17 protein-coding genes are annotated in these 21,119 nt (G+C 69.0%); 6 read left to right on the forward strand and 11 right to left on the reverse strand.

What is annotated here, in order from left to right; genetic code table 11:
- Positions 1–43 precede the first annotated feature (43 nt).
- A complete protein-coding gene (locus QE377_RS17130; protein ID WP_373459545.1) occupies positions 44–2,113 on the reverse strand; it encodes a type IIA DNA topoisomerase subunit B in 2,070 nt (689 codons plus the stop codon).
- A 166-nt stretch (positions 2,114–2,279) separates the two neighbouring features.
- Between QE377_RS17130 and QE377_RS17135 the strand changes: the two genes are divergently transcribed.
- Positions 2,280–2,504: a hypothetical protein gene (locus tag QE377_RS17135; protein ID WP_307325738.1), complete on the forward strand. Its 225-nt coding sequence runs from the start codon at positions 2,280–2,282 to the stop codon at positions 2,502–2,504.
- Positions 2,505–2,510: 6 nt separating this feature from the next.
- Here QE377_RS17135 and QE377_RS17140 read toward each other — a convergent pair whose 3' ends face one another.
- From QE377_RS17140 to QE377_RS17160, 5 genes are all read right to left on the reverse strand, one after another.
- On the reverse strand, positions 2,511–3,545 hold the full coding sequence (locus tag QE377_RS17140) for an alanine racemase (RefSeq protein ID WP_307325740.1): 1,035 nt from the start codon (positions 3,543–3,545) through the stop codon (positions 2,511–2,513).
- Complete coding sequence (locus QE377_RS17145; RefSeq protein WP_307325743.1) at positions 3,542–4,954, reverse strand: alanine racemase C-terminal domain-containing protein; 1,413 nt, start codon at positions 4,952–4,954, stop codon at positions 3,542–3,544. Before QE377_RS17145 ends, QE377_RS17140 begins: the two co-directional genes overlap by 4 nt.
- Positions 4,951–6,246, reverse strand: a complete 1,296-nt coding sequence (locus QE377_RS17150) for a MurT ligase domain-containing protein (protein WP_307325746.1) — start codon at positions 6,244–6,246, stop codon at positions 4,951–4,953. Before QE377_RS17150 ends, QE377_RS17145 begins: the two co-directional genes overlap by 4 nt.
- A gap of 7 nt (positions 6,247–6,253) precedes the next feature.
- A complete protein-coding gene (locus tag QE377_RS17155; protein ID WP_307325749.1) occupies positions 6,254–7,597 on the reverse strand; it encodes an RNA polymerase sigma factor in 1,344 nt (447 codons plus the stop codon).
- Positions 7,598–7,797: 200 nt separating this feature from the next.
- Entirely contained in the window at positions 7,798–8,727 is a 930-nt protein-coding gene (locus QE377_RS17160) for a proteasome assembly chaperone family protein (protein WP_307325751.1), read from the reverse strand.
- 81 nt (positions 8,728–8,808) lie between these two features.
- On the opposite strand from QE377_RS17160, the gene QE377_RS17165 reads away from it, so the two are divergent.
- The 3 genes from QE377_RS17165 to sucB are packed head-to-tail and all read left to right on the forward strand — an operon-like array spanning position 8,809 to position 13,425.
- Positions 8,809–10,278, forward strand: a complete 1,470-nt coding sequence (locus tag QE377_RS17165) for a leucyl aminopeptidase (RefSeq protein ID WP_307325753.1) — start codon at positions 8,809–8,811, stop codon at positions 10,276–10,278.
- Positions 10,275–11,645: a dihydrolipoyl dehydrogenase gene (gene lpdA / locus QE377_RS17170; protein WP_307325755.1), complete on the forward strand. Its 1,371-nt coding sequence runs from the start codon at positions 10,275–10,277 to the stop codon at positions 11,643–11,645. The genes QE377_RS17165 and lpdA overlap by 4 nt, the downstream gene beginning before the upstream one ends.
- A 55-nt stretch (positions 11,646–11,700) precedes the next feature.
- A complete protein-coding gene (gene sucB, locus QE377_RS17175) occupies positions 11,701–13,425 on the forward strand; it encodes a 2-oxoglutarate dehydrogenase, E2 component, dihydrolipoamide succinyltransferase (protein ID WP_307325757.1) in 1,725 nt (574 codons plus the stop codon).
- A gap of 12 nt (positions 13,426–13,437) precedes the next feature.
- Here the strand turns inward: sucB and QE377_RS17180 are convergent, their stop codons facing one another.
- A complete protein-coding gene (locus QE377_RS17180; protein ID WP_307325759.1) occupies positions 13,438–14,706 on the reverse strand; it encodes a hypothetical protein in 1,269 nt (422 codons plus the stop codon).
- 118 nt (positions 14,707–14,824) lie between these two features.
- On the opposite strand from QE377_RS17180, the gene QE377_RS17185 reads away from it, so the two are divergent.
- The gene (locus QE377_RS17185) at positions 14,825–15,535 is read left to right on the forward strand and encodes a DUF4191 domain-containing protein (RefSeq protein WP_307325761.1); all 711 of its coding nucleotides are present in this window, start codon (positions 14,825–14,827) and stop codon (positions 15,533–15,535) included.
- A 3-nt stretch (positions 15,536–15,538) separates the two neighbouring features.
- On the opposite strand, the gene QE377_RS17190 is transcribed toward QE377_RS17185, so the two are convergent.
- Entirely contained in the window at positions 15,539–15,973 is a 435-nt protein-coding gene (locus QE377_RS17190) for an RDD family protein (RefSeq protein ID WP_307325763.1), read from the reverse strand.
- A 135-nt stretch (positions 15,974–16,108) separates the two neighbouring features.
- Between QE377_RS17190 and glnA the strand changes: the two genes are divergently transcribed.
- On the forward strand, positions 16,109–17,533 hold the full coding sequence (gene glnA, locus QE377_RS17195; RefSeq protein ID WP_137416890.1) for a type I glutamate--ammonia ligase: 1,425 nt from the start codon (positions 16,109–16,111) through the stop codon (positions 17,531–17,533).
- Positions 17,534–17,603: 70 nt separating this feature from the next.
- Here the strand turns inward: glnA and QE377_RS17200 are convergent, their stop codons facing one another.
- Genes QE377_RS17200 through QE377_RS17210 form a run of 3 tightly spaced genes read right to left on the reverse strand, consistent with a single transcriptional unit; the run spans position 17,604 to position 21,115 of the window.
- Complete coding sequence (locus QE377_RS17200) at positions 17,604–18,320, reverse strand: DUF4190 domain-containing protein (RefSeq protein ID WP_307325766.1); 717 nt, start codon at positions 18,318–18,320, stop codon at positions 17,604–17,606.
- 56 nt (positions 18,321–18,376) lie between these two features.
- Positions 18,377–19,648 (reverse strand): cytochrome P450, encoded by a 1,272-nt coding sequence (locus QE377_RS17205; RefSeq protein WP_307325768.1) that lies wholly within the window; start codon positions 19,646–19,648, stop codon positions 18,377–18,379.
- Positions 19,649–19,705: 57 nt separating this feature from the next.
- Positions 19,706–21,115, reverse strand: coding sequence for a PepSY domain-containing protein (locus QE377_RS17210; RefSeq protein ID WP_307325771.1), 1,410 nt, complete (start codon positions 21,113–21,115; stop codon positions 19,706–19,708).
- Between the last annotated feature and the right edge of the window lie 4 nt (positions 21,116–21,119).

Consider the following 21,119-nt stretch of genomic DNA (forward strand, 5'->3'; position numbering starts at 1 on the left):
CCCGAGCGGGAAAGAGGACGCGAGAGCGGACGGATGCGGCGGGTCAGGCGTCGATGGATTCGCGCGAGAGCCGGTCGCTCGAAGTCACGATGAAGTCGCGGCGCGGGGCCACGTCGTTGCCCATCAGGAGCTCGAACACCGCGTTCGCCGCATCCGCGTCCTCGACGCGCACCCGCCGGAGCATACGACCTGCGCGGTCCATCGTCGTGGTGGCGAGCTGATCGGCGTCCATCTCACCCAGACCCTTGTAGCGCTGCACGGGCTCCTGCCAGCGCTTGCCCGCCTTCTGCAGCTTCGCCAGCAACGTGTGCAGCTCTTTCTCGCTGTACGTGTAGATCGTCTCGTTCGGCTTCGTGCCCGGGTTCATCACGACCACGCGGTGCAGCGGCGGAACGGCGGCGTAGACGCGTCCGGCCTCGACCAGTGGACGCATGTAGCGGAAGAAGAGGGTGAGCAGAAGGGTGCGGATGTGGGCGCCGTCGACATCCGCATCGCTCATGAGGATGACCTTGCCGTAGCGCGCGGCATCGAGGTCGAAGGAGCGGCCGGAGCCCGCACCGATCACCTGGATGATCGCCGCGCACTCGGCATTGGACAGCATGTCGCTGATCGATGCCTTCTGCACGTTGAGGATCTTGCCGCGGATCGGCAACAGCGCCTGGTACTCGCTGTTGCGGGCCAGCTTCGCCGTACCGAGGGCCGAGTCGCCCTCGACGATGAAGAGCTCGGAGTCGGCGACCTCGTTCGTCCGGCAGTCCGCGAGCTTCGCAGGCAAGGACGAAGACTCGAGTGCGGATTTCCGACGCTGTGTCTCTTTGTGGGTGCGTGCGGAGATACGCGCCTTCATCTCCGAGACGACCTTCTCCAACAGCTGCGCGGTCTGGTTCTTGTCGTCGCGCTTGGTGGAGGTGAACTTCGCCGTCAGCTCGCGCGAGACCACGTTGGCGACGATCTGGCGCACCGCCGGCGTGCCGAGGATCTCCTTCGTCTGACCTTCGAACTGCGGCTCCGGCAGGCGCACGGTGAGAACGACCGTGAGCCCCGCGAGGATGTCGTCCTTCTCCAGCTTGTCGTTGCCCACCTTGAGTCGACGGGCGTTCTGCTCCACCTGGCTGCGGACGACCTTCATCAGTCCTGCTTCGAAGCCCGCCTGATGCGTTCCGCCCTTCGGGGTCGCGATGATGTTCACGAACGAGCGCATGGTCGTGTCGTAGCCCGTCCCCCAGCGCAGCGCGACGTCGACCTCGCACGAGCGCTCGAGTTCGGTCGGCACCATCGCGCCCGAAGGCTGCAGCACGGGGACCGTCTCGGTGAACGTGCCTTCGCCGGTCAGCCGCCACGTGTCGGTGATGGGCGCGTCGGGTGCGAGGAACTCCGCGAATTCGGAGATGCCGCCGTCGAAGCGGTAGCTGGTCTCCACCCGCTCCTCGCCGCGCTGGTCGTCGACCACGATCTCGAGCCCGGGCACCAGGAACGCCGTCTGGCGTACGCGCTGCACGAGCTCGTCGAGTCCGAAGGTGGCGTCCTTCGTGAAGATCTGTCGATCCGCCCAGTACCGGATGCGGGTTCCCGTGACTCCGCGCGGTGCCTTGCCCACGACGCGCAGCTCCGAGGAGCGCTGGTAGGGCGTGAACGGCGCATCCGGGGAATCGCCGGCGAACGTGCCGGGTTCGCCGCGGTGGAACGACATGGCGTAGGTCTTGCCGCCGCGGTCGACCTCGACGTCCAGACGCTCCGAGAGGGCGTTGACGACCGAGGCGCCGACACCGTGCAGACCGCCGGATGCGGCGTAGGAGCCGCCGCCGAACTTTCCGCCGGCGTGGAGCTTCGTGAAGACGACTTCGACGCCGGTCAGTCCGGTGCGCGGTTCGACATCGACGGGGATGCCGCGCGCGCGGTCGCGCACCTCGACGCTGCCGTCGGCGTGGAGCAGGATGTCGATGCGCGAACCGTGCCCGGCGAGGGCCTCGTCGACGGAGTTGTCGATGATCTCCCACAGGCAGTGCATGAGGCCGCGGGAGTCGGTGGAGCCGATGTACATGCCCGGGCGCTTGCGGACGGCCTCGAGTCCTTCGAGGACCTGCAGGTGGTGGGCGGAGTACTCGGCAGTCACAATCCTCAAGGGTATCCGGGGCCACCCCCGCGGCTCTGCACAGACACGACGCCACCCGGGCCGCCGTACGCGGTCAGCGAAACGCGCGCCCGAGCGGGCATGGGTCACAGGCATGCATGGTTACATGTCATATCCGTACCCGCCCGACGCACCGAGGAGGTCTCCGATGAGCACGACGTCGACACCCACCGAGCAGTCCGACGTACTGGAACACCGGCTGACTGCCGCCGATCGCTGCGACTCGTGCGGAGCGCAGGCCTACATCGCCGCCGAGGTCAACGGCAGCGAATTGCTGTTCTGCGCGCACCACGGCCGCAAGTACGAAGAGAAGCTCCGCGCCGTCGCCACCAGCTGGCACGACGAGACCGCCCGCCTGGTCGACGCGGTCTGATCCGCCTCAGCGGTATCGCCGCTCCACAAGCGGCGATACCCGCAGCGCGATCTCCTCGCCGATCGTGCCGATCGTCTCGGCCAGATCGGTGGGGCTCGCCGCATCCGTGCCATAGATGCGGACAACGTCCCCCGCGCGTGCGCCGTCCCATCCGACGACCACCGCAGTGACCTCTTCCACGGCAGACAGACGCCGCGGACCCGCCGGCGTCATGACATCGACACGCCCTGCCAGCGCCGAGACCAACCCGTCCATCGCGCCCGCATCGATGCGCACCCGATCACCGTCGACGGAGAGCACCTCGGCGTCCCACGAGCCGATGGGCGCGATCCCCAGTTCCACGTCGGCCGGGCCGCCCGCGGGGCGGATCCCGTAGCAGAACGCCCCCACCCGGACGAGGTCGTACCGGAACTCCGGGCGGGCCGAGGAAGCCGCGCTCGCGGCGAGATGGCGGAGCGGGCGGTCGAATCCCGCATCCGTCACGGCCGCGACGGCATGCTCGAAGGCGGCTCGCGAGAGATCGTCCTCCTCGTCGGATGCCTCGGCGATGTGGCTCCAGACACCGGCGAGTTCCACGACGCCCTCACGCGCCAGCTCGACGACGCGGGCCACCGCATCCGTCCACGCTTCGGGCCGGATGCCGTTGCGGTGCAGACCGGTGTCGATCTTGAGGTGGATGCGCGCGCGGACACCGCGCGATCGGGCCGCAGCCGCCACCTCCTCGAGGAGATCCGCGTCGCCCACGCCGAGGTCGAGATCGGCATCGAGCGCCGAGAGGATCGCGCTCTCGCCCGCGATCATCCAGACGAAGATGCGCGGCTCCTGCGCGACGGCGCGCCGCACCTCGAGCGCCGTCGCGACATCGAACGCGCCGATCCAGCCGACCCCCTCGGCCACGGCGCGACGCACCACGTGCGACACCCCGTGACCGTACGCGTCGTCCTTGACCACGAGCATGAGCGCGGCGGGTGCCACGCGATCGCTCACGACGGCGATGTTGCGCGCAAGCTGATCGAGGTCCACGTGCAGCACGGAGGTCACGACGCCTCCTCCCGTCGAGCCCGCAGTCCCACAGCGGTCGCGATCTCGTCGGCGCGCCATCCGATCGCGCGCGCCCAGTCGGCGACGCGCGGACCGTCGTCGCCGAAGAACACCGCGCGGTCTCCGCGTGCGACAGGCGCGTCGCCGATATCGACGACACACACGTCCATCGCCACGCGCCCCACAATCGGATGCGCAGCTCCGCCGATCACGACGTGCGCTCGATTTCCGAGTTCACGCACGACGCCCTGCGCGTACCCGCCCGTGACCAGTGCGACACGCGTATCGTGCGGCGCGCGATGCAGGTAACCGTACGAGACGCCCTCGCCGGCACGCAGGGCCTTGGTGGAGAGCACAGTGCCGACGAGCGTCATCGCAGGAAGCGTCCGATCCCACCCGAAGACGACGTCGGGCGGAAGCGTCGCGGACCCCTCCGTCACCGTACGATCGCGGATGGCGAGCTCGGCGGCGGCCTCGCCGTCGATCAGCAGCACAGCGTCCGTCTGGGTTCTCAGCGCGGAGGCGGTCGCCAGCAAACCGTGGCCGTAGGCATCGCGGCGAAGGTCGACGACCGGCGCGACGATGCCGGCCGATCGGACGTTGGCCACGATGGCCGACGTGCGGATGCGCGCCACGGGAGCGCCGTCGTCGCTCATGCGTCTCAGAGCTGGATCGCGGTGAAGCGCTTGTCGACGGCCAGTCGCTCGATCTCGGCGCGCGCCGCGCGGGCGTGCGCATCGATCTCGGCATGCGCGGGGGCCGGGCGCGTACTGCGCGTCCCGACGCGCGAACGCCTGCGTGAGCAGCGCGTCGGCCAGGTCGGGGTTGAGCGGCAGCACCGGACCCTGCACGTTCGTGGCATAGACCGACCCCATGCGTACCGTCTCGAACCCGCCCTCGATTCCGCCGTTGCCGGCGGTCACGGTGCCGTAGGCGATGACGGGATCGCCCAGGCGCCACAGCGACGCATGGTCTTCGAATCCGATGAGCTTTCCGTCGGCGGTGTCGGCGACGACGTATCCCACCCGGCGCTGCTTCGTACGCCGCACGCGGGCGGGGATGAGTCCCAGTCCGTCGAGGTGCGTGCCGTCGACGAGGTCGATGCCCTCAGACAGTAGCTCCGACCCTCCGCCCACGGCGAGCACGACGGCATCCGCTCCGATGAGCGCCGCGAGCCACTCTCGACGGCTCGCCAGGTCGTCTCGAACGACGCGCAGCGCCGACAGCGGACCGTTGCCGATCACGACGACGTCGGCTTCCGCCGGCGCGTCCTCACCGATCCCGACGGGAGTCACCTCTGATTCGTGGCCGGCGAGCGACGCCCGCGCCGCGAGCACCTCCACGTTGCCGCGATCTCCCGTCACGCCGAGCAGATCGGGATAGAGCTGAACGATTCGCAGCGTCGTCATCGTCGAGCCACCTCCTGATCGCCGTAGCCGAGGATGCGGCGACCGATCATCATGAGCTCGTAGTTGACGAACCAGATCTGGCGGCCCGCGGAGGTCGGGGCGAACGCGCGCATGAGTTCGACGGCCTTCTCCATGTCAGGTTCCACGACTCCGATCGGGATGCCCGCGTACGCGAGTCGTGTCGCGATCTGGTGCGCTTTCTCCCCCGTGACGACGTCCACGTGGTCGAAGGCACTGAGATCGACATCGTAGAGCCAGGAGACGTCGGGGGTGCCCTCGTCGATAGCCATGAGAACGCGCTCGGGCGCGCCGTCCAGGGCGTCGACGTTGAGCTGGAGGCTGGGCCCGTTCTTGAACATCACGAACTCGACCTGTTCACCCGATCGGTCGCGGCGCAGCGGCACGAGCTCGCCTCGGCCATAGGCCGGCGTCATCTTCGCGAAGCCCGCAGCGGCAGCATCGGCCCGGAAGCTCTCACCCAGAACGTGACGCGCGGTGCTGATCGCGGCCGCAGCATCCACGGCGTAGTGCAGCCCGCGAGCGGGCAGCGTCACGGCGATCGGTCGACCCTCGAGCGTGATCTCGACATTGCGTCCGGTGACGGACGTGACCTCGCTCTCGGCCGGATGATCAAGAGCACCGACGGTTCCGCTGCGGGTGTCGGCGGCGTTGTTGAGCCCGTGCGCCGATGCGGCGACGACCTCGCGCGATGCGCCGAAGAACGACACCGGAGACCGCAGCGCCGAGGCGTCGATCTTGCTGAGGTAGGGATCGTCGCGGTTGACCACGACACGCACCGAGGCGCGGGTCGCGGCGTCGAGCATCATGTCGGCGACCCGCTCGGTCTCGTAGAAGCGGTAGAGCTGGTCCACCTGGACGTTGAGCGCGACGATGACGCGCGGCGACAGGATGTCGGCGAGATCCGCCGCGTACCCCTCGTCCACTTCGAGCACGGCGACGTCGGCCCGGACCTTGCCGGTCGGGGTCGCTTCGGCGAGCAGCGCGCTGGTCACACCCTGGGGCAGGTTGGCGCCGGTGGGATTGGTGAACACACGCAGCCCGTGGGCGCGCAGCACCTCGCTGACCATGTGCGTGGTCGTCGTCTTCCCGTTGGAGCCGAGGACGAACACCACGCCGTAAGGGAACTGCGCCGCGAGGCTGCTCAGCAGCGTCGGCGCGAGCCGGTTGGCGACGTACCCCGGGAAGGCCGACCCGCCACCACGCAGACGCGTGGCGAAACGGGCGGCCTTGCCTGCGAGCACCGCGGGGACATAACGGATGCTGCCGCTCACGCCCCGATCACTCCAGGTAGTCGCGCAGCGACTGCGAACGGCTGGGGTGCCGCAGCTTCGCCATCGTCTTCGACTCGATCTGACGGATCCGCTCGCGGGTCACACCGAACGTGTCGCCGATCTGGTCGAGGGTCTTGGGCTGTCCGTCGCCGAGACCGAAACGCATGCGGATGACACCCGCTTCGCGCTCGCTGAGCGAGTCCAGCAGAGACTCGAGCTGCCGCTGCAGCATGGTGAAGCCCACCGCATCGGCGGGGACCACCGCCTCGGTGTCCTCGATGAGATCACCGAACTCGCTGTCGCCGTCTTCGCCCAGCGGCGTGTGCAGCGAAATCGGCTCACGACCGTACTTCTGCACCTCGATGACCTTCTCGGGGGTCATGTCGAGCTCACGACTGAGCTCCTCAGGCGTGGGCTCGCGACCCAGGTCCTGGAGCATCTGGCGCTGCACGCGGGCGAGCTTGTTGATGACCTCGACCATGTGGACCGGGATACGGATGGTGCGAGCCTGGTCCGCCATCGCGCGCGTGATGGCCTGACGGATCCACCACGTCGCGTAGGTCGAGAACTTGAAGCCCTTGGTGTAGTCGAACTTCTCGACGGCGCGGATGAGGCCGAGGTTGCCCTCCTGGATGAGATCCAGGAACTGCATGCCGCGTCCGGTGTAGCGCTTCGCGAGCGAGACGACCAGACGCAGGTTCGCGCCCAGCAGGTGGCTCTTCGCACGCTGTCCGTCGCGAGCGACCCACTGCAGGTCGAGTCCGAGCTGCGTCGACTTCTCGGCCGTCGACATCTTCGACAGCTTCTCTTCGGCGAACAGGCCCGCCTCGATCCGCATGGCGAGCTCGACCTCTTCGGCCGCGTTCAGCAGCGGGACCTTACCGATCTGCTTCAGGTAGTCCTTGACGGGATCGGCGGTGGCACCGGTGATCTGCGTCGAATAGACAGGGACGTCGTCCTCGTCACTCGACGAGATGACGATCGCACCGGTCGGAAGCGGCTCGCTGAAGGCGGGCTTGGTGTTCTCGCCGTCTTCGTCCTCCGCATCGTCGTCGGACGCCTTGGCGCTCTTCTTGTCGCCCGCAGTCGGCTGCTCGTCGCCCTCTTCGGCGTCGTCGCTGTCGTCGACCTCGACGTCCACGTCGACGTCGTCCTCGAACTCTTCCTCGTCGTCGGCCGCGGCCTTCTTCTTGGCAGGCGCCTTCTTGGCAGGTGCCTTCTTGGCCGGAGCCTTCTTCGCGGGCGCCTTCTTGGCCGGCGCCGCGGTCTCGGTCGCCGTGTCGACGACCTCCTCGTCACCCGGCGTCGCGGTCTTCCGCGAGCGGGATTCGGTCTTCGTGCCAGGAGTCACGGTTCACCTTTCACCGACGCGATCACGCCGGTCGTTCTCGAACACGAGTAAGACCCTTGTCAAGTCCGGAGCGGTAAACTCCTTGATCGACAACGGGCCGGTGCTCTATTGTCTCATACCCCCGACCGCGGCTTTACACGCGCGGCCTGCTCCTCTTGACAACACCCCCGGTTCCCCCTGCATTCCCCCGGCGCCCGGCGTCAGCCGAAACTCGGTCCTCGTTGATCGTCGTCTGGGGAGCCGTTGGCGAGGAAGCGTTCCAGCTCGGCCGCGATCTCGTCCGCACTGGGCAGATCCGCCTCGTGCAGCAGCGGCGTGGCCAGCGTTGCACCTGCCATGTAGGCGTCGTAGCGCTCCTCCAGGCCCGTGAGCATGGTCGTGAGCTCGTCGCTCGCCCCCACCTGCTCGCCGACCTTCGACAGGAAGTCCTCGTTCTGCTCTCGTAGGTCGTCGACCGCGAAGACGAGGCCCGTGGCTGCCGTGATGCTGTCGAGTGCCGTGATGGCGGATGCCGGGTACTCGGTGTCGCTCAGATAGTGCGGAACCAGCAGCACGAAGCCGGCGACGGAGTGTCCAGCGGCGACGAAGCGATACTCGAGCAGATGACCCACCGTCGCGGGCACCGTCGTGTGCGGCTTCCAGACCGAGTGCGCCTCGGTGAGCGCGGCACGGTTGCCCGAGACCGTCGTTCCCAAGGGGCGCGTGTGCGGCACCGGCATGCCGATCGCGTGCACCCACGTGACCGATGAGACGGCGAACGCCGTCGCCGCGCCCACGACGGCGTTGACGAACGCCTCCCACGCGAAGTCGGGCTCGTAGCCGGCAAGAAGCAGGAAGGGGCGCGAAAGGGCGTCGTAGGCCAGCGAGAGTTCGAGACGCGCGGGACGGTAGTCGGTGAGGTGGTCGGCGTCGAAGGTGATCTGCGGCCTGCGCGCACGGTAGTCCAGCAGGACGTCGTTCTCGAAGCGCAGCAGCACGGCGGGACTCGCCTCGTCGCGCAGATACGCGATCGACTGCGACACGGCGGAACCCGCATCCGTGAATCCCGTGAGCAGGATCACGAGCGGCAACCCGGTGGGCACCGCGGGCGCGTCATCGACGCTCACGTACAGCGGCGGGGTCCAGGACATTACTCCATGGTACGAGTCTGCGAAGACGCGACGGACGCGCTGGGCCGTCTCTACTCGCGTCGGCGTCCTTAGGATGGAGTCATGCCGTTCCCGGATCTGCACTTCACCTCGGCCCCTCTCACCGACAGCACCGCGGACGCGCTGCTGCTGGCGCTGCCTCCGCTCGACGATGCGTTCTACGAGGACGGACTCGGGCAAGCGATGCGCGACACGCTGGATGCGGTGGGCTTCACCGGCGCCGCAGGTGCCGTGCAGCGCGTGGTCCTCCCCGGAGTGGCAGGGCTTCCCTCCATCCCGGTCGCCGTCGTCGGCACCGGTGCCTCCCCCGACCGCGGGGCGCTGCGGTTCGCGGCGGGCGCGGGCGTGCGGACGCTCGCCGGCTTCACCTCGCTCTCGCTCGCCGCCCCGTCGGTGACCGGCGGAGCACGCGAACTCGCGGAAGGTGCGGGTCTCGGTGGATATCGCTTCGCGGGCTACAAGAGCTCGACGGGAAAGACCCGCGCCGAGTCGGTGACCGTGCACGCCGACGGTTCCGAGGCAGACCTGGCCGCCGCGCGGGCGACCGCATCCGCCGCCGCCGTGGTTAAGGACCTCGTGTCGACCCCCGCCGAGTGGCTCGGTCCGGCGGATCTGGCGGATCAGGCCATCGAGCTGGTGGCAGACCTCCCGATCACCGTCGAGGTCTACGACGAGGTGCGCCTGCGCGAGGAGGGCTTCGGCGGGATCCTCGGCGTCGGGCAGGGCTCCGACCGTCCGCCGCGACTCGTCCGCCTCGATTACTCCCCCGCCGATCCCAAGCGGCACATCGCGCTCGTCGGCAAGGGCATCACGTTCGACACCGGCGGCCTCTCGCTCAAGCCCGCAGCATCCATGGTCGGCATGAAGTACGACATGTGCGGTGCCGCGACCGTCCTCGCCGTCGTCCGCGCAGCGGCTCAGCTCGCCGCAGACACCCGCGTGACGGCGTGGCTCTGCATCGCCGACAACATGCCGTCCGGCCGCGCGACCCGCCCGGGCGACGTCCTGCGCATGGCGGACGGGACAACGGTCGAAGTGCTGAACACGGATGCGGAGGGCCGCCTCGTCCTGGGCGACGGCCTCGTCGCGGCCAGCCGCGAGAACCCCGATCTGATCGTCGACGTCGCCACCCTGACAGGCGCCATCACCGTCGCGCTCGGCACCCGCCTCACCGGCGTCATGGGTTCCGACGACGCGGTCGCCGAGTACCTCGCGTCCGCCGATCGGGTCTCCGAGCTCTCGTGGCGCCTGCCCCTCCCGGCGCACATGGAGGAGGAGCTCGATTCCCCGATCGCCGACATGGTCAACGCCAAGATCGGCGACCCGGCGGCGGGTTCGCTGTTCGCCGGATTGTTCCTGCAGCGGTTCGTCGGGCGCATCGACGGTCCCGATTCGCCGCGCATCCCGTGGGTGCACCTCGACATCGCGGGCGTCGGGATGAACAAGGGCGCGGGCTACGGCTTCACCGACAAGGGCCCCACCGCAGCCACCGTTCGCAGCCTCATCGACCTCGTCACCGGACCCTCGCGGTGACCGCCCGCAGCACCGACGTCGCCATCATCGGCGGCGGCAGCGGAGGCTATGCGGCCGCTCTGCGCGCCGCGGAGCTGGGCAAGAAGGTCGTCGTCATCGAAGCGGACAAGGTCGGCGGCACGTGCCTGCACCGAGGATGCGTGCCCACGAAGGCGCTCCTGCACGTCGGGGAGACGGCGGACGCGGTCCGCGAAGGACCCTCGTTGGGCGTGAAGGCGACCCTCGATGCGATCGATGTGCCCGCGATGCACGCATTCCGCAGCGATCTGGTCGCGAAGAAGTACAAGGGCCTGCAGGGACTGCTGGCGGCGCGTGGGGTGGAGATCGTGCCCGGCCGCGGCCGGATCGCCTCCCCCGGTGTCGTCGAGGTAGGGGGCGAGAAGATCGCAGCCACCGACATCATCGTCGCCACCGGCGCTCGCACCCGCACCCTCGGGATCGAGCTCGGCGGCCGCATCCTCTCCAGTGAGACGGCCCTCGAGCTCGATGAGGTTCCGTCGCAGGCGATCGTGCTGGGCGGAGGCGTCATCGGCGTGGAGTTCGCCAGCCTGTGGCGCTCCCTCGGCGCCGAGGTCACGGTCGTCGAGGCTGCCGACAGCCTCGTCCCCGCGGAGGATGAGATCCTGCGCCAGCAGCTCGCCCGCGCGTTCCGCCGTCGCGGCATCCAGACCCGGCTCGGGTCGCCCTTCGCCGCCGTCACGCAGGATGCGCAGCACGTGCACGTGGAGCTGGCGGACGGAAGCGTTCTGACCGGCGATTACCTGCTGGTGGCGGTGGGGCGTGAACCCGCCGCCGACGGGATCGGACTCGAGGAGGTCGGGGTCGTTCTCGATCGCGGCTTCGTCGTCGTCGACGAGCGGCTGCGTACTGCCGTCCCCGGAATCTGGGCCGTCGGCGACATCGTGGCGGGCCCGCAGCTCGCTCACCGCGGGTTCCAGCACGGCATCGCCGTGGCCGAGAGGATCGCGGGCCAGGAGCCGACGGTCGTCTCGGACGAGCTCGTGCCGCGCGTGGTCTACAGCTCGCCCGAACTCGCGTCGGTCGGCATCACGCGCCAGGCGGCCGAGGAGCGTTACGGCGCCGACGGCATCCGCGTCGTCGACTACAACCTGGCGGGCAACGCACGCACCGAGATCCTGGGCGGCGGCGGTGTCGCGCGGGTGATCCGGCGCGTCGACGGCCCCGTGGTGGGCGTCCATCTCGCGGGTCCGCGCGTGGGCGAGCTGATCACCGAGGCGCAGCTGGTGATCGGCTGGGATGCACACCCCGAGGATGTCGTCCCGTTCATCCACGCGCACCCCACTCAGAGCGAGGCGCTGTCCGAAGCGTTCCTGGCTCTGGCAGGCAAGCCCCTGCACACGCTATGAGGCTTCGGCTTCACTAAGCTAGACACCGATATCGCAGTTCGAAGGAGCAAATCCCATGAGCACTTCCGTTGTCCTCCCCGCTCTCGGCGAGAGCGTCACCGAGGGAACGGTCACCCGCTGGCTCAAGAATGTGGGTGACACGGTGGAGGCGGACGAGGGTCTGCTCGAGATCTCCACCGACAAGGTCGACACCGAGATCCCCTCGCCGGTCAGCGGCGTCATCGAAGAGATCTTCTTCCAGGAGGACGACACCGTCGAGGTGGGCGCCGTCCTCGCCAAGATCGGCGACGGTTCCGCCGCGGCAGCGCCCGCCGCCGAGCCCGAGGTGGCCGCCGCTCCCGAGCCCGCCGCCGAGGCTGCTCCGGCCGCCGCGCCGGCACCTGCCGCGGAGGAGGCCGCCCCCTCGGCCGCTCCCGCCGCATCCGGCGGCCGTGACGTCGTTCTGCCCGAGCTCGGCGAGAGCGTCACCGAGGGCACCGTCACCCGCTGGCTCAAGGCCGTGGGCGACGAGGTCGCCGTGGACGAGCCGCTGCTCGAGATCTCCACCGACAAGGTCGACACCGAGATCCCCGCGCCGTTCGCCGGCACGCTGCAGGCCATCCTCGTCCAGGAGGACGAGACGGTCGCGGTCGGAAGCCCGCTCGCCCGCATCGGCGACGGCGCTGCTCCGGCCGCCGAGGCCGCTCCCGAGGCTCCGTCCACGGAGAAGCCCGTCGACGTCGAAGAGGCTGAGGCCGAGGCCCCCGCGACACCCGCCCCCGCTGCCGCACCGGCTCCGGCCGCACCGGCTCCGGCCGCTGCCTCGGCGCCCGCCCCTGCCCCGGCCGCTGCTCCGGCACCCGCAGCCGAGTCCTCGGGCGACGAGGGCTCCGGCTACGTGACGCCGCTGGTGCGCCGCCTCGCCGCTCAGCAGGGCGTCGACCTCTCGACCGTCACCGGCTCGGGCGTCGGCGGCCGCATCCGCAAGGAGGACGTGCTCAAGGCGGCCGAGGCTGCTTCCGCTCCCGTCGCGGCATCCGCACCCGCGACCCCGGCTGCGACCAAGGCTCCCGTCGAGGTCTCCGAGCTCCGCGGCACGACGCAGCCCATGTCGCGTCTGCGCAAGGTGCTCGCCAAGCGCGCCGTCGAGTCGATGCAGGCCACTGCGCAGCTCACGACCGTGGTCGAGGTCGACGTGACGAAGGTCGCGCTGTTCCGCGACGGCGTGAAGAACGAGTTCCAGCAGAGGACGGGTGACAAGCTCTCCTTCCTGCCCTTCTTCGTCCTGGCAGCCGCCGAGGCGCTGAAGACGTACCCCGTCATCAACGCGACCGTCGACGGCGAGCAGATCGTCTACCCGTCGAGCGAGAACATCTCGATCGCGGTCGACACGGAGCGCGGTCTGCTCACGCCGGTCGTGCGCGAGGCGGGCGACAAGAACCTCGCCCAGATCGCTCACGACATCGCTGACCTCGCGGCCCGCACGCGCGACAACAAGCTGAAGCCCGACGAGCTCGCCGGCGGCACGTTCACGGTGACGAACACGGGCTCCCGCGGCGCGCTGTTCGACACCCCGGTCGTGTTCCTGCCGCAGTCCGCCATCCTCGGCACGGGGACCGTCGTCAAGCGCCCCGGCGTCGTGACGGTCGACGGCAAGGACGCGTTCTCGGTCCGCTCCTACGTGTACCTGGCGCTCTCGTACGACCACCGGATCATCGACGGCGCGGACGCGGCACGCTTCCTCTCGGCGATGAAGACGCGCCTCGAGACGGCCGACTTCGCCGGAGACCTCGGGATCTGACCCTTCCCGCACCTATGGGTGCTGCGCGACATCATGGATGCCGCGCAGCACCCATTCGTCGTTCTGGCGCACGATCGCCACGATCTGCGACACCGCTCGGCCGCTTGGATCGTCGGCACGCAAGAGTGTCAGATCGCCGAGATCGTCGATGACCGTCAGCGATACGTTCGCGACGCCCGCCGCACCTGCCGGGTCCGCGTCGATCCGCGCTTCCTGCAGCTTCTGTCGACAGGCATCGTCGCCGCACGCGTTCCATGCGGCGAGCAACGCGGTCGCCGCAGCAACGGGGTCGTCCGTCACCGGCGCGACGGCATGAGTATCGACGGGCGGCACCACGACCCCGCCATCATCTGTGGGGAGGGAGACTCCGGACGGAGCGGTCTCGGGCGACGCGTCGCCGGGCTCCGGCCACAGGAGCCCCAGCGCCAGGACGAGGCCAAGGACCCCGATCCCGACGAGCAGCACCGGCCGACGGGATCGGGGCTTCTTCGCCGGCGTGGGACGACGCCACCGCTGACGGAGGGCGTCCATGCGCTCTGCGACGAGGTCACTCAGCGAACCGTCCATCGCCACGGTCAGTCGGCGCAACGCCGACGTGGGCCGGTTCGCCTCCGCGCGCGCCTGGGCGCGGGTGATCGACGCTCCGATGGATGCTCCGTCGATGCGCACTGCCTGCGGCCGCGCCGCGGCGAACAAGTCGTCCTCCAGGGCGGGAAGTCCCCTGACGATCCGCGCGGTGTCGCGCGCCGCGCCGGCCGCCGCGCCGATCGCGCGTACAGCGAGTTCGTGGTCACCGGGATCGAGCGCCGCGATCAGCTCGGCCGCTCCCGCCGCAGCGGTGGAGCCATCGTGAGCGTGGACGAAGAGCGGGGTCCCTGCGGTGTCCAGCCACCAGGTGCCGATACAGCTGCCCCGTGGATGCGCGGACGTCTCCGCCGCGACGCCCCGGAGCAGGCTCACGGCGATGGTGACCGCCTCGCCCGGCTCCACCGTCACCCGCCGTCGAAGCAGCGACTCCAGCGTGCAGCGGACCGCCGGGAGCAGGACGAGTGGCCCCTCCGCCGTCGTCACGACCTCCAGCGGCGCCATGACGTGCTCGCCCGAGGCCGCCCAGATGCCTGTGCCCTCGACGGCGGCCACCGGCACCGCCAGGGCCGGCTCGCCCTCGTGGACGACCACGTCTCCGCGGAAGGGTGCCGCATCCGCGGCCACGGAGCGCAGCACGACGGGCTCGATGAGCGGGCGCAACGGCGGCGGTGCGGGCAGGAGCGACGACGACATACTCCGATCGTGTCCGCTCGAACGAAGCGCGCTGCTCCGGTCGCGGGACGGGAGCAGACACGGTGCGCCGCCGGCGGATGGGGAGAAGAGATCGGACGGCACCGGTAGGCTGGAGGGTATGGCAGCCCGCGATTCCGCACCCGAGAAGCGCCCCGGATTCTTCTCGCAGTTGAAGACCCTCTACCGCTACACCAAGGACGCGTACTCTTGGCTGCCGTACGCCCTGATCGGCATCGTGCTGCTCGGCATCGCGCTCGGCGCGGGCGTCGGCTTCCTCATCCCGCCCTTCGCCATCTGGAGTGTGATCCTCTGGGGCATCACGGGTCTGTTCGCCGGCATCCTCGGTTCGCTGATTCTGACCACGCGCCTCTCGACCATCGCGATGTACAAGCAGATCGACGGCATGCCGGGAGCGGCGGGACGCGTCATGTCCGTGTCGCTCGGCCGCCGCTGGCAGGCCAGCGAGATGCCCGTCGGCATCAACCCCCGCACGCAGGAGGCCGTCTACCGCGCCGTCGGCCGCGGCGGCATCGTTCTCGTCGGTGAGGGCGCACGCGGTCGCCTGACGCGCCTCATCGCAGATGAGCGCTCCAAGGCGCAGCGCGTCGCCTCCGGCGTGCCCGTGACCGTGTTCTATGTGGGTCACGGCGACGACGAGGTTCCGATCGCGAAGCTCGCGAGCACGATCAAGGCCCTGCCGAAGAAGATCGACCGCACCACCATGGCCGCCGTCATCAAGCGCATCGACTCGGTGTCGCAGTCGCTGACCTCACTGCCGATCCCGAAGGGCGTCGACCCCAACCGCGTGCGGGCTCAGCGCCCGCGCTGATCCTCAGACGCGGATGAGGATGGTGCCCGCAGCCTGATCGTGCAGGCCGCGCTGGTCGGCATCCCAGACGACGGCGGGGATGACGAGCAGCAGCAGTACCGTGCGGATGATCGGCCGCCATAGACCGATCCATCCGCCGCGGACGAGAACCAGCCGCATCCCGAGGATGCGGTGCCCCGGGCTTCCCCCGATCAGGGGGATGAAGACGATCTGCACGAGCGCGAACACCAGCATCGGCGCGAAGGTCGACAGCCCCGCTTCCCCCGGCAACGCCCACGGGTCGTACCGGAGGAACGCGACGGCCAGGATCGTGGCGCACGTCCAGTCGATCAGCAGAGCGAGCAGGCGACGGCCGACACGCGCGACCGAGGTCGAACCGGTACGGGGCAGCCCGAGGCGCTCACCGGGATAGCTGGACTCGACGGGGGTCTCGGGCATGCATCAACCCTAATCGGGCACCCGTAACATCCCGGAAACATATGGGACACTGGCGAGCAACGCCCGATCGATAGCGTCGGATCAGCCCGCCGTGGCGGGCGGAACTTCCCGAAATGCCCTACCTCTGGAGTCTCCATGTTCAGTGATTCATCCGAGGTGCTGAAGTTCATCAAGGACGAGGACGTCAAGTTCCTCGACATCCGCTTCACGGATCTCCCTGGTGTGCAGCAGCACTTCAACATCCCCGCGTCCACCGTCGACGAGGAGTTCTTCACCGTCGGTCAGCTGTTCGACGGCTCGTCGATCCGCGGGTTCGCGAACATCCACGAATCGGACATGCAGCTCATCCCGGACGTGTCGACCGCGTACCTCGACCCGTTCCGCGAGGCGAAGACGCTCGTCATGGTCTTCGACATCTACAACCCGCGCAACGGCGAGATCTACTCGAAGGATCCCCGTCAGGTCGCCAAGAAGGCCGAGAAGTACCTCGCGTCCACCGGCATCGCCGACACCGCGTTCTTCGCCCCCGAGGCGGAGTTCTACATCTTCGACGACGTCCGCTACGAGGTGAAGCAGAACTCGAGCTTCTACTCGGTCGATTCCGAAGAGGGCGCCTGGAACACGGGCCGCGCCGAAGAGGGCGGCAACCTGGCCAACAAGACTCCGTACAAGGGCGGTTACTTCCCGGTCTCCCCCGTCGACAAGACGGCGGATCTCCGCGACGACATCAGCCTGCGCCTCATCGAGGCGGGTCTGATCCTCGAGCGCGCGCACCACGAGGTGGGTACCGGCGGCCAGCAGGAGATCAACTACCGCTTCGACACCATGGTGCACGCGGCCGACGACATCCTGAAGTTCAAGTACATCGTCAAGAACGTCGCCGAGCAGTGGGGCAAGGTCGCGACCTTCATGCCCAAGCCGCTCTTCGGTGACAACGGCTCCGGCATGCACACGCACCAGTCGCTGTGGAACGACGGCAAGCCGCTGTTCTACGACGAGAAGGGCTACGGCGGGCTGTCCGACATCGCCCGCTGGTACATCGGCGGCATCCTCGCGCACGCCCCCGCCGTCCTCGCCTTCACGAACCCCACGCTGAACAGCTACCACCGCCTGGTGAAGGGCTTCGAGGCTCCGGTCAACCTGGTCTACTCGGCCGGAAACCGCTCGGCGGCCATCCGCATCCCGATCACGGGCACCAACCCCAAGGCCAAGCGCATCGAGTTCCGCGCGCCCGACGCCTCGGGCAACCCGTACCTCGCCTTCGCCGCGCAGCTCATGGCCGGCCTCGACGGCATCAAGAACCGCATCGAGCCGCACGAGCCGGTCGACAAGGACCTCTACGAGCTTCCCCCCGAGGAGGCCAAGGGCATCCCGCAGGTGCCGAACTCGCTGCTCGACTCGCTCGAGGCGCTGCGCGCCGACCACGAGTTCCTGCTGCAGGGCGGTGTCTTCACCGAGGAGCTCATCGAGACCTGGATCGAGTACAAGATCGAGAACGAGATCCAGCCGATCGCTCAGCGCCCGCACCCCTTCGAGTACGAGCTCTACTTCGGCGTCTGACGCCGAGAGCTTCGCGCTTTCGACGAAGAACCGCCCCGGCATGTGCCGGGGCGGTTCTTCGTCGTTCGGCTCAGCCGAACGAACCGCCGCTCATGGCGGCAATGAGCGCCATCAACAGGAAGATGCCGACCGCGATCGCGAGCAGCAGCACGATGTGGCCGAGGATCATGCCGATGATGGCGTTCGTGCGACCGACGCCTCCCGTGCGCTTCGCCTTCGACAGGCCCGCGTAGCCGAGCGCCACGGAGCAGATGCTCAGCGGGAACGTCATGATCACGATGAAGAACCCGAGGAAGGGGATCAGCAGGCTGAGCAGGGATGCGGCGGAGATCGCGCCGAGGATCATCGACCACAGTGCGGGGTTGTTGGACGGGGCACCGTCCGCCGTCGGCGTGGCCTGGTGCGGGGCCGGGTAGCGGGGCTGAGGCGCATACCCGACCTGCGGCTGGCCGTAACTCAGTGCAGGCGGGTAGCCGGGCGTCTGCGGGGGTGGCCCATAGCCCGGAGCGGGCGCATAGCCCTGTGCGGGCGGCCGGCCGTAGCCCTGCGCCGGCGGATACGCCGGCGGCGCGTATCCCGGGTACGTCGGCTGCGGCGGAGCCCCGTGGGGCTGGGGCGGTACGCCATAGGGCGGTTGTCCGGCCTGATACGCGCCGGAGCCGGGAGCCGGTTGCGCCGGGTACCCCGTCTGCGGTGCCGGCTGCGGCCCGCCGACCATCGGTTCCGGCTGGAGAGAGCCGTCGGGCGCCGCCGTGTGCGGCTCGGACGGTTGCTGCGGATCGGACATCGTTCCCCCGGTCGTCTTCGTGTCGCTGTGCATCGCGCCGGGCGCTGCGAACACGCTCAGCGGTTGCCGTCCAGCATACGGATGCGGATGCCGGGGCGACCGGCCCTTGCCGGCAGACGGGACAAGGACACCCCGAGGTCCTGATGCGGCGCTTCCCAGCGTCGCGCGGCCAGCTCACTCACGAAGGCTGACAACAGGTCGACGGTCGCCGGCTCCCCCGGACACCGATGCCCGTCGCTCCAGCTACCCGCTCCTTGTGCGACGATGTCGTCTTCGCCGCGCCCGTCCACGAAGCGCTGTGCGTCGAAGGACCTCGCCGCAGGCCAGTGGCGCGGGTCACGATTCGTGGCGAACAGGTCGACGATCACGCGATCACCGGGTGAGAATCGCACGCCCCGCCAGGCCAGTTCCCGCGTCGCCACTCCCCCGATGAGGGGGAAGAAGGGCGCGGTACGCCGCACTTCCTGCGCCACCGAGCGCGCACCCGCATCCGACACCGCTGCGACGGCGCGGGCCTCGGGGTATGTCCAGAGGGCGAGCGCCGCGAAGGCCGCGAATCGGGCGACGGCGACGACGGGTCGCACGACGTTCAGCAGCTCCACCATCGCCACGTCGCGGTCCCCGGTGTGCGTCAGAATGTGGGCCACGACCATGTTGTTCCAGCGCTCATCCGCGACATCGTCGACGATCTGGCGCGCCCAGCGTTCCGTCCGTCGCCGATACCTGCGTCCTCGCGCGTTGCGCACCCCGAAGGAACCTGCGCCGTCGATCATCGCGTCGAACTCGACCGCACGCTCTCGCAACGAGCGCTCGTCATAGGGCAGACCCACCCAGGTCAATGCCGTGGCCGTGAGGATCCGCGTCAGCCATTTCAGGACGTCGTGATCGTGCTGGCCGACAGCGCGGTCCATCTCCTCCGCAAGCAGTTCCTGGAAGATGCGCACGAGCGGCTGGCGCGAGCGAGGTGCGAACGCCAGATCGAGGAAGACCTCTTTGCGCGCATGGTGATCGTCGCCCGCCAGGGTCTGCACGCTGCCCTCGTCCTGCAGCGAGTGCAGCACTGACCGAGGTACCACGCCGCCTCGATCGAAACGATCCTCCCCGTAGAAGAACCGCACCGCGTCCACACCACGCATCACCAATGTCGATCGCCCAAGGATGCGGGTGCGGAACGCCTGCGTGTCGAAGCGCTCGAAGCGACGCGTCCCGAAGGTGTAGCCCTCACGCCAGAGCGAGACGGTGGCGTCTCCGGGCAGTCGGCGGATGCGGAGCGGCGTGACCTCCGAACCGTGCTGGGTCGTCCGGAGAACGTCATGCTGTTCTGTCATTCGGCGAACGTAGGCGCGCCCCCGCGGTCACCGGAGGGGGTTGACGATCCGGCGCTTTCAGCACGCACGTATTCGCGTTCGCAGACCGAGAAGCACGTCGATGACGACGAAAGCGATCAGCGGATATCCGACGAGCGGCAGCCACCAGCCGATCAGCCCCGCGATCGCGACAACCGAGAGCACGCCCCACCAGGGCGCGGCGCGCAACCCACCTCGTGCCGGTGCAGATCCCCACCGCTTGTTCCCGCCTGTCCACCACATCGCGTAGCCGAGCACGACGAGCGTCCCGATGCCGACGGCGATGAACAGCAACGCGAGCTGGTTCACCCATCCGAAGAGCACGCCCATATGCAGGTCGATGCCCCACCTGGCGAGCTTCGCCAGCAGCGGGAACTGGGCGAAGTCCACCCGTGAGACCACCTGCATCGTCGCACCGTCGATCGCGACCGCATCCGCTTGCGTGGGGAAGGAACGCTTGATCTCTGTGACCGTCCACGCCTGTCCGGACGCCGCGGGAGGCTTGATCTCCACTTCGCCCGTGTCGACGTTGATCCGACGTGCGATCGCAAGGACGGCTTCGAAGGTCGCAGGGTTGGCCTCCCCCGTCGGCATCCGCGCCGCGCCGCCGTGATGAGCAGCGTGCTCGTCCGGCGCCGCCTCGGCACCCGAGAGATCCGTCTGCAGCACTGGTGTCGCGCCTCCGATCGCCGCGCGCAGAGCGGAGACATTCGCCCCGGCGTAGGTGGACCACGTGATCCCGGTCGCCGAGAGCATGAGAGCGCCGAGAAGCACCCAGATACCGACGGATGCGTGCCAGCTGAACAGACGTCGGTACCCTCCTCGCCGCACGGCGGGCATCACGAGCTCTCGCTTGACGCGCGCTTTGCGGATGCGATGGACCCACAGCACCGCACCCGCGAGCACGATGATCGCGAGCCAGGATGCGGCCAGCTCGCTGTACAGGCGTCCGGGTTCACCGAGGTGGAGATTGCGGTGGAGGTTGGAGATCCACGTGCGCACAGGGAGCGACCCGCTCGTACCGTATGCCGTGAGGTCGCCGCGGATCTCCCCCGTCCCGGGGTCGACGAACACGGCACGCGACTCGCTGGCCCCAAGGTCATCCCCGGCGAACATGACACGGGTCGTATCGCCCGGCTCAGGAGCAGGTCGTACGGCGGTCAGCACCGCGCCCTCACCGGCATACGTCTCCGCCGCGATGATCTGTTCCGCGAGCGACAACGACGTGGCAGTCGCCGGTGCATGAAGCTCATGCCCGTAGAAGAGCTCATCGAGCGTCGGGGCGATCGCGTACAGCGCCCCGCTCGTCGCCGCCACCAGGATGAAGGGACCGACGAGCAGCCCCGCGTAGAAGTGGAGCCGCAGCAGCAGTGATCCGAACCAGCCACCGCGGGAACGGGCCGGACGGCGCGGGCGTGCCTGCGGCGGAGGCACGAGTGTAGCGGTCACCTCT

The sequence above is a fragment of the Microbacterium sp. SORGH_AS_0862 genome, from assembly GCF_030818795.1.
GTDB lineage: Bacteria > Actinomycetota > Actinomycetes > Actinomycetales > Microbacteriaceae > Microbacterium.

Bases quoted from the DNA above. Each gene is read 5' to 3' on its own strand.
- QE377_RS17160 (WP_307325751.1), bottom strand. From the start codon at position 8,727: ATGTCCTGGACCCCGCCGCTGTACGTGAGCGTCGATGACGCGCCCGCG.
- QE377_RS17145 (WP_307325743.1), bottom strand. From the start codon at position 4,954: ATGACGACGCTGCGAATCGTTCAGCTCTATCCCGATCTGCTCGGCGTG.
- sucB (WP_307325757.1), top strand. From the start codon at position 11,701: ATGAGCACTTCCGTTGTCCTCCCCGCTCTCGGCGAGAGCGTCACCGAG.
- QE377_RS17190 (WP_307325763.1), bottom strand. From the start codon at position 15,973: ATGCCCGAGACCCCCGTCGAGTCCAGCTATCCCGGTGAGCGCCTCGGG.
- QE377_RS17200 (WP_307325766.1), bottom strand. From the start codon at position 18,320: ATGTCCGATCCGCAGCAACCGTCCGAGCCGCACACGGCGGCGCCCGAC.
- QE377_RS17205 (WP_307325768.1), bottom strand. From the start codon at position 19,648: ATGACAGAACAGCATGACGTTCTCCGGACGACCCAGCACGGTTCGGAG.
- QE377_RS17185 (WP_307325761.1), top strand. From the start codon at position 14,825: ATGGCAGCCCGCGATTCCGCACCCGAGAAGCGCCCCGGATTCTTCTCG.
- QE377_RS17165 (WP_307325753.1), top strand. From the start codon at position 8,809: ATGCCGTTCCCGGATCTGCACTTCACCTCGGCCCCTCTCACCGACAGC.
- glnA (WP_137416890.1), top strand. From the start codon at position 16,109: ATGTTCAGTGATTCATCCGAGGTGCTGAAGTTCATCAAGGACGAGGAC.
- QE377_RS17135 (WP_307325738.1), top strand. From the start codon at position 2,280: ATGAGCACGACGTCGACACCCACCGAGCAGTCCGACGTACTGGAACAC.
- QE377_RS17180 (WP_307325759.1), bottom strand. From the start codon at position 14,706: ATGTCGTCGTCGCTCCTGCCCGCACCGCCGCCGTTGCGCCCGCTCATC.